10 protein-coding genes are annotated in these 13,261 nt (G+C 38.3%); 5 read left to right on the top strand and 5 right to left on the bottom strand.

What is annotated here, in order from left to right:
• Window positions 1-193: 193 nt before the first annotated feature.
• Window positions 194-739: a GNAT family N-acetyltransferase gene (locus BW976_RS21320; protein WP_076376278.1), complete on the bottom strand. Its 546-nt coding sequence runs from the start codon at window positions 737-739 to the stop codon at window positions 194-196.
• Window positions 740-952: 213 nt separating this feature from the next.
• On the opposite strand from BW976_RS21320, the gene BW976_RS21315 reads away from it, so the two are divergent.
• Window positions 953-1,564, top strand: a complete 612-nt coding sequence (locus BW976_RS21315) for an FMN-dependent NADH-azoreductase (RefSeq protein WP_076376276.1) — start codon at window positions 953-955, stop codon at window positions 1,562-1,564.
• A gap of 480 nt (window positions 1,565-2,044) precedes the next feature.
• Window positions 2,045-4,489, top strand: a complete 2,445-nt coding sequence (locus tag BW976_RS21310; protein ID WP_076376274.1) for a TonB-dependent receptor — start codon at window positions 2,045-2,047, stop codon at window positions 4,487-4,489.
• 233 nt (window positions 4,490-4,722) lie between these two features.
• Here the strand turns inward: BW976_RS21310 and BW976_RS21305 are convergent, their stop codons facing one another.
• Window positions 4,723-5,517, bottom strand: a complete 795-nt coding sequence (locus BW976_RS21305; RefSeq protein WP_076376272.1) for a LytR/AlgR family response regulator transcription factor — start codon at window positions 5,515-5,517, stop codon at window positions 4,723-4,725.
• 493 nt (window positions 5,518-6,010) lie between these two features.
• On the bottom strand, window positions 6,011-6,196 hold the full coding sequence (locus tag BW976_RS29115) for a hypothetical protein (RefSeq protein ID WP_139332375.1): 186 nt from the start codon (window positions 6,194-6,196) through the stop codon (window positions 6,011-6,013).
• 550 nt (window positions 6,197-6,746) lie between these two features.
• On the opposite strand from BW976_RS29115, the gene BW976_RS29520 reads away from it, so the two are divergent.
• Together BW976_RS29520 and BW976_RS21295 are read left to right on the top strand one after the other, a co-directional pair.
• Window positions 6,747-7,391 (top strand): sensor histidine kinase, encoded by a 645-nt coding sequence (locus BW976_RS29520; protein WP_175614155.1) that lies wholly within the window; start codon window positions 6,747-6,749, stop codon window positions 7,389-7,391.
• Window positions 7,363-8,088, top strand: coding sequence for a LytR/AlgR family response regulator transcription factor (locus tag BW976_RS21295; RefSeq protein ID WP_076376268.1), 726 nt, complete (start codon window positions 7,363-7,365; stop codon window positions 8,086-8,088). The genes BW976_RS29520 and BW976_RS21295 overlap by 29 nt, the downstream gene beginning before the upstream one ends.
• Window positions 8,089-8,099: 11 nt before the next feature.
• Here BW976_RS21295 and BW976_RS21290 read toward each other — a convergent pair whose 3' ends face one another.
• Both BW976_RS21290 and BW976_RS21285 read right to left on the bottom strand, forming a co-directional pair.
• On the bottom strand, window positions 8,100-11,132 hold the full coding sequence (locus BW976_RS21290; RefSeq protein ID WP_076376266.1) for a lantibiotic dehydratase: 3,033 nt from the start codon (window positions 11,130-11,132) through the stop codon (window positions 8,100-8,102).
• Window positions 11,133-11,148: 16 nt separating this feature from the next.
• Window positions 11,149-12,078 carry a dienelactone hydrolase family protein gene (locus BW976_RS21285; RefSeq protein ID WP_076376264.1) on the bottom strand — a complete coding sequence of 310 codons (930 nt, stop codon included), beginning with the start codon at window positions 12,076-12,078 and terminating at the stop codon, window positions 11,149-11,151.
• A gap of 158 nt (window positions 12,079-12,236) precedes the next feature.
• Here BW976_RS21285 and BW976_RS21280 point away from each other — a divergent pair, with 158 nt between their 5' ends.
• Entirely contained in the window at window positions 12,237-13,172 is a 936-nt protein-coding gene (locus BW976_RS21280) for a hypothetical protein (protein ID WP_076376262.1), read from the top strand.
• Window positions 13,173-13,261 lie beyond the last annotated feature (89 nt).

Raw genomic sequence — 13,261 nt, 5'->3', positions numbered from 1 at the left:
GTCAGAGCGTGGTGGGCAGGCCTCCCCGCTCTACCCTTCAACAGGGTGAAAGCTCCAGTTTTTCAAATATCGAACACTGAATGTCGAATGTTAAATAATGAAGTTAAGGCTCGGCGTTCGATATTCAAAATTCGTTATTCGATATTATTTTTCTTTTACTCCTGCGGATTTTCAACTCGTGGAAAGCATATTTTCAGCCTTTCGCACCAAATAAATACATTTGAATAACATCTACATATTCCCCGTTTTTTTGTTTAATGGCTTTAACAAATCTTCCTTCTTCCTTAAAGCCCAGGGAATAATATAATTTAATAGCGTTATGGTTTGTTGCAAATACCTCGAGTACAATTTTTTCAATCACGTTATGATTGTTAACCCATTTTATCAGGGTTTCCATCAACGCACGACCTATACCCATGGCCTGGTAGCCGGGATGAACATTAATGCCCAATTCGCCAACATGGGCATTCTTGGCTTTTTGCTGCCCTATAAAAAACAGGAACCCTATTACCTGATGATCCAGTGTGGCAATTAATAATTCTGAATTTTTGCTTTTACGGATATTATTGATCCATACTTTTTCGTCGGCTACAGAGATATTATATTCCTCGGGTGTAGTAAGTAACTGATTGGTTGAGGCGAATACATTTTTTGAATATGCAATGAGCTGTTCCGCGTCGTTTTCATCTACTTGCCTGATGCAGTAGGATATTCCGTTTTTTGTTAAATGATTGATCATAAACTGAGTAATAAAAATAGCGCATAAATGCCTATCTGCCAAAAAAATTAGTTGGCAGTAAGCCGTTTTAAATGGCGGCTAAACCATTTCCTCCTGATTTCCTATGCATTGATATGTATGTTACTATACTAAAGGATACTAGTATCCTTTAGTATAGTACTATCTTTTGTATATCTATAGTAAATACCTTTGACCAAATAAAAAATAAAAATAATGAAAAAGATACTAAATATCATTTCGAGTGTTAAAGGGAAGGAGTCCTTCAGTAACAAACTATCCGGAGCTATATTGGAGAAACTATCTTCGGCTTATCCCGGTAGTACCGTACAAACACGTGATCTGACTAAAAATCCATTTCCGCATTTGGAAGAATCACATTTTACCGCGTTTTATACGCCCGATGAAGCGCGTACGGCCGAGCACCGCGAGGCCATCAAAAACTCCGATGAGGCGATAAGCGAATTGATGGATGCCGACAATATTGTAATTGGTGTGCCGATGTACAATTTTGGTATCCCATCCACATTAAAATCATGGATAGACCACATTGTTAGAGGTGGTGTTACTTTTATTTATCAAGAAGGTGGTTTACCGGAAGGGCTGGTAAAAAACAAAAAAGTTTACCTGGCTATCGCCTCAGGCGGGGTATTTTCTGAAGGACCCTTGAAAAGCTATGATTTTACAGAATCGTACCTGAGAACTGCCCTTGGTTTAATTGGTCTTACGGATATAACCGTTTTCAGGGTAGAAGGACATTTTAGAGCCGAAACCAAAGAAACCGCTTTGCCCAAAGCTTTGGGTATTGTTGAAGAGTATGCTTATTAGCTGCAAGCTCTTGGAGTGATGAGGTGATAACAGCAACCATAAGCTCAACGTTTTTTGGTAGGTGTCATGCTGAGCTTGTCGAAGCATGGTGAGCAGGCCTCTGCACGCTACTCTTCGACAAGCTCAGGGATTTTTTATTTACCCCTCTCTTCCCAAGGGAAGGAATCACACGAGTCCGGGCTTTTACCGGGGTGCGCCGTTTGGGTAAATGGCTGCCCGCAACTGATTATTCTTTAAGCAACGGTGTAAGTATTGGAAATGGCAGCATTGAGCTTATCAATTATTGCCTGATTAACTATCCATCTATTTTAACATTCGGCCGTTCTTAATTTCCGATTAAACTCGTCATAAACAAATAGGAGATATATCGAAACTATGGCTTAGTTCATCGAAAAAATTAAACGGTCGGTTTTCTTTAAACTAAATTAGGAAGAAATGAGACTTTACAAAAAAGTTTAGAATATCATAACAAAGCTACTTATGAACAAACGGCTAATCAGGTTGCTCACCTTATTATTTATTGCACTATTTGAGTTTACTTCGCTAACCCTGAAAGCCCAGGGTAATTTAACATTAACCGGCTCCGTTGTTGATAACTCTAATAACACCCCCGTTGAACTGGCAACCGTAAAACTGATTAGCACCGAAGATCCTAATAATATAAAATCACTCCAAACAGATTCGGCCGGTAAATTCACCATTAAAGGCCTTAAGAAAGGGATATACAGCATTAATGTATCCTACCTGGGCTATAAAATGCTGGATAAGGCCGGCATTGAGCTTACAGGCGCCACACCGGTATATAATATAGGTATATTAAAACTTATCCCTAATTTAAATCAATTGGGTGAGGTACAGGTAAAGGCCGAAAAGCAGCTGGTTTCCAATAAGCCCGGAAAAATGGAGATCAATGCCCAAAGCAAGATCTTCGCGTCGTCAAATACAGCGTTTGATGTTTTGCAAAAAGCGCCGGGAGTGGCTTTGCTCAACGGATCGTTCAAAATAAACGGTAATGTGGAGCCCGATATTTTATTGAACGGCCGCAGAACACCTTTAAGCATGGAGGAGTTAAAATCTATCCCGTATGATAACATTGAAAAAATTGAGATCATCAGCAACCCTAACTCCTCATATGAGGGGGATAGAAAAGCGATCATCAATATTGTGCTGAAAAACAAAGTGAAAGAAACCGGCTATAACACATCGCTGTACACAGAATATGCCCGTAACAAGTACAACCAGTTTAACTTTGGCGGCGACTTTAGCTTTAAGCAGAAAAAATACACCATCACCGCATCGGCCGGGAGGATATGGACCCCTGCTTTTACGGACATTACCGGTAACCGTTATTATGAACAGGATGGGCAGAACTATTTGCTCAACACCAAATCGTTCATCAAAAATAAACCCACGTTGCTGTATTATAATGCGGGCCTGGAGTACTATATAGATACAGCCAATACCTTTGGTGTATATTACAGGGGCACTAATACTAAAATTAGCCAGGAGCCCAATAGCGTTTCAAAAACATTTTTGGGTAACACTGCAGATGATAGCCAACTGGTTAGCCTGATTAATACCACGGGCTTAACCAAAACCGACGCTACAAACGCTACCTATACGGTTAATTATGAACATGCTTTTCATAAAAAAGGCACCAAATTCAGCTTAGAGTCAAACCTGGGGAGTTATGACCTTACCCAGAATCAAAATACCATCAGTTCCAATGTAAATACGCCCACCAACACATCAGGGATCATCAATGATGCCAAATCTACCATTGATCTTTTTAACATTAATGCCGATTTTCAAACGGCGTTTTCAAAGGCCATTACCCTGCAAATAGGTGGTAAATTTAATAACAGTACAACCAAAGATGGCCTGGTAAGCGACTCTGTAAAAAATAATGCAGTTATTAATGCCGCAGGCCAAACCAACAACTTTAAGTACGAAGAAAAAATTTACGCCTACTACTTTAATTTAGATTATGACTTTGGTTTTGCCACGCTGGAGGTTGGCACCAGGATAGAGGATACGCGCTCAACAGGTATCGCCGCTATAGCGTCGCAAAGCTTTACAAAAAACTATACCAATGTTTTGCCGGGTGCTCAGTTGTATAAAAAATGGGGCTCAGGCCAAACTCTCACCCTTTCATATGCCAAAAAAATAAGCCGGCCCAGCTATCGCGACCTGAACCCCTTTGTATTTATTATTGACCCCTATACCTATGTAAGCGGTAATCCATTTTTAAATCCAAGTACTTACAATAATTTTAAAGTAGAGTACTCCATTCATTCCGTTAATATGTCATTGAGCTACCGAACCCAGAAAAACATTATTACGCAATTACCGGTTTTAAATTCTGAAACCAATATTTTAACCTACTCGCCGCTTAACCTGGATAAAAAAAGAAACATTTCATTCGATCTGAATTTTCCGTTAAAAGTGGCCAACTGGTGGACCCTCGAAAACTCCAGCACCGTATTGCATGATCATTATGAATCGCAGCTGGCCGGTGGGGCATTTACACGTAATAAAATAAACTTTACCAATAACTTTGTGAGCACGTTTACTATTAGTCCGGGTTTTTATTTTAACACGGCTTTCTTTTATACCTCACCATCGGTATTTAACTTTTACCAGGTTAATGCCCTCAGTTCGCTTGATTTTGGGTTAAAAAAGGAGCTACTGAAAAAGAAGCTTACTATAGATGTGAACTATTACGATGTTTATCGCGGCCGTAAAGATGTTTTAACGGTAAACTATTTAAACCTGCATAACTCCTTATCGCAATTTACCAATACCCGATACTTTAATTTCAGGCTTACCTATTCGTTCGGAAACCAATCCATTAACGGTAACCTGAAAAATGAACCCAAAGCCACTGAAGAAGGTGACCGCGTTAAGAATGGTTTGAATCAATAGCTTTTCTCTACTTAATGACCAGAAGGAAATTTATCTGAAGAATTTCCTATTTAGATAGAGTTACACATAAAATAACTGATACCCTAAAAGAAATAGGCCTAAATAAGATTATTAAAACAGAAGTGCCCCTGGTACAAAGTACCAGGGGCATCTTTTATAAAGTAGGTTTTGATTGGGGCGTAGTAAATCTTCTCCGCTTATTTCTCCATGTAGGCGATAAAAACGGGAGAAGTTTAGTTAAACAGCAACTGTTTCACAGCATCTTTATAGTTTACCCCTATAGGTAAAGAATTATTCAGGCTGGTTTCGATGGTATTGCCTTTAACACAAATGATAAAAGATTTATTAATGATAAAAGATCTGTTTACCCTTATAAAGCTACTGTTACCCAGGAGCTCTTGGGTTTTGGTCATGGTTAAGTTAACTACGTAGTTAATTTTAGCCAGATGTATTTTTACATAATCCCTCAACCCTTCAACGTATACAATTTCGGAGGTATTCAGGTTCATCATTTTCTTGTCAACCTTAACCCATATAAAGCGTTCTTCCTTTGATAAACTCTTCGTTGTAGTTGCTGTTGCTCTGGTATTGAGGTCCTCGAGCAGATTATCACGTTTAGGCATCAGTTCCTTCACATTTATTTCGCTGTTTAAATTATAGTGCCTTTGTTTAACTTTACATATGGCTTTAATGAAACGTTGAAAATCAAACGGCTTTAGCAAAAAGTCGGTTACATCGAGTTCAAAACCGTTAAAGGCATATTGCTGGTGAGCAGAGGTAAGGATAATCTGGGGCTTTTGCGATGTTAACCCGCTGATCAGTTCCAGGCCTGACATCATCGGAAGGTTTACATCAACTATAATAATATCCGGTTTTTTGATATAAATCATATCCAATGCCTCAATAGCTGTTCGGCAAATCGTCAACAGATGAAGGAACGGGATACGGGAAATATACTGTTTTAACGTAGACGCATCTGTCTGGTCATTTTCAACAATAATAACAGATAGTTGACAAGAATTATTCATAATCCAAGTATTATGATATCAAATAATTAATAATTGCTAAAATTAACGGCTGATATTTATTTAAATAAAACTTTTAGCTCTATCTTATTTTTTCTTAGATACAATAATTTCTTATAATTTATGGAGATATTAATCTGTAAATTATAATTTCAATTTATGATTGATATATTTGTTTTGGCCCCATTAAATAATGCAGGTTAGCTGTAAGCTTTTTTTAATAATTTCTGCTAGCATTTAGTGATAAAAAATATATATTTATATCAACGCATTAAAAGCGGTCCATTATTTAAATACCCCTTTAATTAACTTAATAATATATTGTATAAGCCCAAGCAATGAATAACCGATACCAGACAGATAGTTTTAACAACCATCAATCTGTTCAGATCTTCATTAACATTAATTGCTGTATTATTAGTTAGTATGAATTAACCATATATCGTTCTTTTCCTTTTATTCTAAGCGGTTTAATAAATCATTGATCGGTAGTAACTTATATTCTTAAACCATTGGGTACCTTATGGAAACCAATAGTTTGAAAAGATGTTATCGTGGCTGTTGACGACGTTGTTGTTGTTTCGGTTTGGGTTACGTTTAGATGTAGGGTCTTGGAATCTGATTGAAATTTGAAAACTGTTTCAATTTCAAAGATTGCTTTTAAGGTCTGGGACTTTTTCATAGGTGCTTTTTTTATTTAATTTAGAGTAAAGTGTAAATAATATGAAATTTATTGTGCAAACAGATTTAAATGGATGGTAAACAACTTTAAACGCATGGTGAATAACACCCATGGTATTCACGTTTTTTGGCACTTGGTTTTTTGGAGCTCATTTATTGTATACGAACTTTCGGTATTATTAATACTGTCTTCGGGATCAATCCCTTTGATTGACCAAATAGTTCACTATCCCCTTAACATTGCATTGTTTTATTATAATGCAATGGTGTTACTCAAAAGTTTTTCTGAAAAGAAACATAATTGGTTCGTCTCATTTTTGATTTTACTCCCTTTAGAGATAATTATTTATTTAGCGCTTAATTACGGCTTAAACTACATGTTGGAAAATTGGTTCCACATCAAAGTTTTAAGATCAATTCACCTTCCTTATCTCTTTTTTGTAGCCAGCATATGGCGCGCCATATATTTTATTGGCCTGAGCACCTGTTATTGGTTTGCTTTATACAGTGTATACAATAAACGAAAAATACTTCAGCTTGAAAATGAACGGATGAAATCTGAGAGCCGGAAGATATTACTTGAAAAAGACCTCCTGGCTACCCACAACAGTTTACTCAGGGCTCAAATTAACCCGCACCTGTTATTTAACACCCTAAATTATATTTATAATACGGTATATAAAAGCTCGGAAGAAGCGGCAGAGGTTATTATGCTTTTATCAGAGATAACCCATTATTCATTTAAATCAACCGGCAGTAATGAAACAGTTAGTTTAAAAGATGAAATAGTAGCGATAGAAAACCTGATCAAACTCAATCAAATACGATTTAATAATAAGCTTTGCATCGAGTTAATATTAAAAGGCGATTTTGAAGGGATTAAAATAATTCCGCTGGTGCTGCTCACTTTTGTTGAAAATATATTTAAATACGCTAACTTATCCGATCGTGATTTTCCGGTACAAATTTATGTTGGATTAGATAATGGCAGTCTTAGCTTTTATACCATCAATAAAATAGGAAGAACTCACTCTATGCCTCATAATAATAGCAAACTAGGGTTGGTGAACGTGAAAAACAGGTTAGAAAATCAGTACAAACGCCAATATGATTTAACTATCAATAACAGGGATGGCATATTCTCAATAGACCTAAACATAAACTTACATGAACACAATAAAGTGCTTTATAATTGACGATGAATCACATGCTGTTGATTTACTTAAAGATTATATAGCTAATACACCTGACCTGACCTTATTAGGAACATCCAATAGCCCCATGGAGGGTTTGGCCGCTGTACGGAATAACAAGCCTGATATTCTTTTTCTGGATATAGATATGCCCATGCTCAATGGCCTGGAATTATCAACCCTGCTCGACCCTCAAATTAAAATAATATTTGTTACCGGGTATGCCAACCATGCTGTGGAAGCCTTTGAAAAAAATGCACTCGATTTTTTGCTTAAACCAATCTCGTACCCCAGGTTTTTAACCTGTATTAAAAAAGTGATGGGGAGCATGGCAGAGAAAGATAGTTCAAAAACTGGTGAACAGGAACAAGGCTTTTTCTATATAAAAAGTGATTTTGGTAAAATAGTAAAAATTGATCATGAAAGCATTGTTTACATAGAAGCCAGCAATAATTTTATTAGCATTTTCTTGAACGATACCGACTATAAAGCTTATATAACCCTGAAAGATATAGAATTACACCTTCCCGAAAGCAGTTTTAGCCGCATCCATAAATCATTTATCGTTAATACCAATAAGATTAAATTTATAAACGGCAACCAGATTTTTTTGGCCAACAAAAAGGTACTTCAATTAGGGGCAACCTATCGCGATATGTTTTTTAAGAAGCTGGATATGAGTATTTTAAAAAAGCGTTGATGCCACATTTTTTAAAGTCGGGCTTTTACCGATAGCTTATACTTTAACATGCAGTAGTAAATAATATACTCCTGTTCCCGCTCATCTTCAGTAAATAAGCGGTTAAAGTGCATGTGGATCATATCAGCAAGCAGCGCAAGCCTGCGTTCTGCTGTGAAGTGGGAAGCTACGTTAGCTATTTGGCCTGCCTGGTGTAAAAATTCCCGATGGTATTTACCAAGCTTGAGTTTTTTAAAGTAATGAGGATCATTTAACAACGATTGAATTTCGGTTCTTAATTCCCGGTATTTCATATCCAGATCAATTTTTAAAGCCTTATTACCCGAAAACTCCTGGTGAAAATTATCTGCCACTAATTGTAAAAATGATATTTGATCGGTTACAGTTGGCATAAATAGCCTCATTAACTGATCAATGTCCATGATCGCCAGGCTATGATTGGAGTAACCCGGCTCCCGATTTTTTATAAAGTGAATCACCAGCTTACTACTCGCGTAAAAAAAATCTTCAACAAGCGTTATCATATCGGCGCCGTATCGCTCTATTTCCCTGATATAAGTGTCGGTTTGTAGTTTTTTAATCTCATGGCTTTGCAGGCTGATGGCTAACTGATTGTTCAATTTGATCATCACCTGGCCAATATCAGTTGGATTTACTTTTAACCGGAGCCGTAAATGATAGCCCGATTCCTGGTAGCGGATGAAAAACCAGGAGCTGACCTCTTTTTTTTCCAAAACAACCATGAGCGGTAAAATCTGATCAGATAATAAATGGTCGGCTATCTGAGGGCTGCAATAAATTTTAAAATAGAGCCACTCGCTTCCCAGCGCAAACTCCCGTTTAATTTTTTTGTTAGATGCAGGTTGTGGGCTAAACTTTACCGGGTAAACCGAATTGGTTTTATACAGAAAAGTTATAAACTGGTTTACCATCGGTTTCCCCGCTATCACTACTTTAGATTGTGCTGCGTTGGGCAAAAAATATTCCTGCAACTTAACCTGTTCTGCACCGGCTATGCAGTTTAACAATAGCAATACTTCTTGTTTTTGGGTGAGGTTAAAAACAAGTTGCTGATCGGCCCGCGTTAAACAGATCAGATCGGGGAGGCTAATTTGCTGTTTTATATCCAGTATTTTATCTAAGCCCTCTTTTTTAGTTGCTTTATTCAGATAATCGATATCGCTGGTGGCTAAGTACCATTTGGCGGCACTGAGGATAATACTGCCCATGCTTACTCTTGGATAAAATTTTAAGCCCGGGAAATAATATTCCAGATCGAAGGTTAAATTATTTTGAATACCCTGGTACTGAAGATCGCACAGGAACTTAAATATGCTTAAATGATTATGCACGTAATTATAAGCCGAACTTAGTCTGGGCTGTATAACTTTTTGCAAAGAAACGGATTCCAGCACCACCTCATCCTTTACAACAGATACCAACAGATCAGATAGTGCGATCTGGTGCGATACCAGTTGTACCGGGACGGAATTGATAGGGATTTCATATGGATAAACCGGGTACCGCCGGTTGATATTATCAGTATGGGTATCTGATAGTATCCCGATATCGGCAAAAATCACATCCGGATTGGCCTGTTCTTCAATTTGGGCAATCTGTGTGCTTAAATCTAATACCTCATCATTAAATAAAGTAAAACGACCTATGATGGATGTGCCCGAACATCCTCCTGCATTTTCTATAAAGATCTGGTCATCAAACTCCCGGAACATTACCATCATGGATGGTGGTAATGGATAGGTGGCCTTATCAAGCTTACTTAAATGTGATGGGTTTAATTCAATAGACGCGTAAGCTTCCCGATTGGTATTATTTGTCCAAAGCTGAAGCAATAACTGATGAACCATCGTCCATTCCATTACCGGAGAGCTTTTAGCGGTTGGATTAAATTTAACCTGGCTCAGGAGCGGCCCCCTGTCTGAACCCGAAGCGCCTCCATACGCGATGCCCGCATCCGGGTCAAGGGCCAGGAGCAGGGGGACTTTTTGCCCCTCGAACCGGGTTTTAAACCCGGTTATAAAATCTTTAAGATTTTGTGGTGAGGCATAGGGAACTAAAATCCGCAAGGCTGTTATGGCCGTCGAAATCTGTTCCTGGTACTTTATATTCAAACTCCCACTCAGCTTTTTTCGCTCGAGGTTTGAATAAAAATTCACACTGTTTTTTTTTATACAGTCGGCTGTTAACTGTTTTATTTCGTTGTCAAACTCCTGTAACACCTCTTGTGCAAATGGTTTTGCCGCATTTAATTTTTTATATAGAGTATTTAATTGAAGCAAAAGAGGATTGGCCGTTGCAGAAGGTGTATTTATTAACCGGTACAAATAATCTTCGCCCAATAGATTGGGCTCCAACTGTGTGGTTAAAATCTGACTGGTAAGCAGCCTGTTTAAAAACTCAGCCGCTTCCGTGTTCTGGAAACCCCACCCGGTGATGATGGATAACAGTTGTGCTTCGGGTAGTGGCCCCTTTTTAAATAGCTTAACAATGCTATCAATGAACTTATTTGCCTTAATGGAATCGAGGGTAAAGAATAGCGCTGATACTCCTTCCTGGTGGGTAGTTTTTACAAACCGATAGCTCTTTTTTAACCTATAAATAGTTGGGTTTAAAGATAATTGCCTGGGATAGGGATTATCTTTTAATAGTTTTTTAGCCAATAGTAAGGATATCTCCTGGTCTAAAAGCAGGTGAATGTGGTCATGTGTTTTATCTTTCAATAAGATTTGATCATCCTGGCCCCAGTCAACAACCGTTGAAGAAGCAAAGCAGCCAAATGGCGTAGGCCGGAAGCAGGTGCGGTTGATATATTTTTGAATGCTTAATAATTCCTTATCGTTAAAAGTGCTGATATCAAAATGCTTATGGAGCAATAACTGATGTAATGCCGGATTGGCCAGGTAAATAGCATATTGGAACTGCGGGTCGCCGACAATCTCCTGTATGTTATCTGCCGAATAGCGTTCAAAACTAAGTAGGGGTATCCGCAATATAAGGTCGGGGATAAATTGATAATCGGCCATGTACGGTTCAGGATTATTAGGCTATTAAAGTTTGATGGAACCAGTTAACCATGTCGGTTATTAATTGGGGGATATGATCAATGCCGGGGCCGGTATCACTTTTCTCCTTAAATGCATGATCGGCACCTTCGTAAATTTGATGATGTAGATTTTGTTTTTTGTTGAACAGAAATTCGCTGATGATGAGATCGAAAGTCTCCGGGTGCACCACCGGATCTTGGGAGCCCATAGCCATAAAAATGGGTATGTTAAGGTGTAAGAGATTTCTTAGCGCAGATTCGGCAAAGGTGGCCCAACGCAAGTAAGTATGTCCCTGCCAGAATTTGTTGGTAGAGGTTGGGCTTTGCATCATCTCTTCAAATTGCTTAGTGAGTATCTCAATCTCCTGTTGCCCTTCCCGGAACGATAATTCTCCGCGTGTAATACGCTTGCGGATGTAAAGAAAGTATTCCAAAAATTGCGATGCCCCGCCCCCGCTTAAAAATGCAAGATGGCTAATGTCTTTATTGGCGGTAGCTAGCTTAGCCGCAACATCCGATCCTTCGGAGTGGCCACATACCAGGATATGCTTATTGCTGATCAATTGGTTTGATTGTAGATAGCGTAATACCGTATCGGCTTGAAAAACCCGATAAGCCAAACTGGTTTTTTGATGATACTCAGCAGGGGCGGCAGCATCCTGATGGCGACTGAAAGTGAAACCCGCCTTTGAAATGATAACGAAGTTAAAATCCTGAACAATCTCGGGCCTGTTATGAAGCGAAAACGTTAACCGGTGCCCCTGATCATTTTCCATACATAGGGGCACAGCTCCGGAGCCTTGCAGAAAGAGAAATGTGCTTTTTTCTGGAGAAAATCCGGGCGTATGGATGTAGAACCGTATAGTTTCCTGGTTCTGTTGAATCACATATTCCTTAAAGCTGTACTCCTGCGGTGTTACTGGCATATATGCTGGTTGGGTATGGGGTGACAGAAATATTTTTGCTGTTTATTTTATTATAAATATTATAAAATAAAATGGTTTTCTCTCACCAAATTATTATCTTGAATGTAATATAGTTTATAGCTGCAGATAAGCTTATTCATATATAAATCTAAATATCCATGACCATGTTAGAAGCCACTTTTGAACAACAGCTGAACCGCTATTTTACTAACTGTAAATGGACCCAGATAGGCAACGAATTTCAACTGCAAGGACCCGGGCTAAGCTACCTGGGCCTGGATCAAAACCTGAACGTTAACCTGGCCGGATTTTCAGAGCATAAGTTATCACTGGCAGATGTGGCAGACTTTCATGAGCCGAAGGATGGTTATAACCTTTGTTTTGAAGATACCTGGTCACTTTTATTTTGGTTAAGGTATTTGAAAGCCAATCCAGGGGTGAAGAAAATCAATATCATTCACCTGGATGATCATACCGATCTGATGCCGCCCTTGTTATACAAAGAGCAAGGCGAATATTTTCAGGTAACTGACAGTAAAAAGGTGAATTTTAATGATCCGGAAAGTATTGCTGATTTTATCCGAGAAGGAAGTATAAACCTGGGATCATTTATCGCTCCGCTTATTTTCTTTCTGGATAGGGTAAATATTTTTCACCTGCGAAAAGAGCTTTCACCCAATGGTACCACCAAACAGAACCTGGTAGAATCATATATTAACGATTTTCCATATCTGGATAAAGATCGCATCTCTATATCAGTCACCGATAAAAATGATGAGCTGGTCAAAGGCTTTTATTACCGGGGAAATGACATGAAATCCTTGATAGGGGAAATCAATGAAGATCCTACCTTTCTACATATCGATTTGGATTACTTTTTGAACCAGTTCAACGGTAATTACAAGAATGATAACCCGGTTAATATGATAACCCATGTGGAACTGGAAGAAGAGATCAGAACCATTTGTGCCGAGTTAAGTAGCATTAGGTCGCAAATTGTTGATGTTACTATCGCCACATCTCCTGGTTTTTGCCCTTCGAGCCATTGGCAGTTCCTGATCAATAATTTTATGGAACGGTTTAATGAAATTTAGTGTTGACATAGTTTGGAACTAACGGAATTGCATTTGAAATGCCTTCTGAGTAAAATTTGGCTAAAGCCTTTTTTGATTAGCTGAACCTA

It is taken from the genome of Mucilaginibacter lappiensis (assembly GCF_900155965.1).
GTDB lineage: Bacteria > Bacteroidota > Bacteroidia > Sphingobacteriales > Sphingobacteriaceae > Mucilaginibacter > Mucilaginibacter lappiensis.
Note: the sequence above shows the minus strand (reverse complement) of the source record. Positions and strands in the feature narration are given on the sequence as shown.

Excerpts from the sequence above, each read along its gene's own strand:
- BW976_RS21310 (WP_076376274.1), top strand. The coding sequence starts at position 2,045 with ATGAACAAACGGCTAATCAGGTTGCTCACCTTATTATTTATTGCACTA.
- BW976_RS21295 (WP_076376268.1), top strand. The coding sequence starts at position 7,363 with ATGAACACAATAAAGTGCTTTATAATTGACGATGAATCACATGCTGTT.
- BW976_RS29115 (WP_139332375.1), bottom strand. The coding sequence starts at position 6,196 with ATGAAAAAGTCCCAGACCTTAAAAGCAATCTTTGAAATTGAAACAGTT.
- BW976_RS21305 (WP_076376272.1), bottom strand. The coding sequence starts at position 5,517 with ATGAATAATTCTTGTCAACTATCTGTTATTATTGTTGAAAATGACCAG.
- BW976_RS21320 (WP_076376278.1), bottom strand. The coding sequence starts at position 739 with ATGATCAATCATTTAACAAAAAACGGAATATCCTACTGCATCAGGCAA.
- BW976_RS21290 (WP_076376266.1), bottom strand. The coding sequence starts at position 11,132 with ATGGCCGATTATCAATTTATCCCCGACCTTATATTGCGGATACCCCTA.
- BW976_RS29520 (WP_175614155.1), top strand. The coding sequence starts at position 6,747 with ATGAAATCTGAGAGCCGGAAGATATTACTTGAAAAAGACCTCCTGGCT.
- BW976_RS21315 (WP_076376276.1), top strand. The coding sequence starts at position 953 with ATGAAAAAGATACTAAATATCATTTCGAGTGTTAAAGGGAAGGAGTCC.
- BW976_RS21285 (WP_076376264.1), bottom strand. The coding sequence starts at position 12,078 with ATGCCAGTAACACCGCAGGAGTACAGCTTTAAGGAATATGTGATTCAA.
- BW976_RS21280 (WP_076376262.1), top strand. The coding sequence starts at position 12,237 with ATGACCATGTTAGAAGCCACTTTTGAACAACAGCTGAACCGCTATTTT.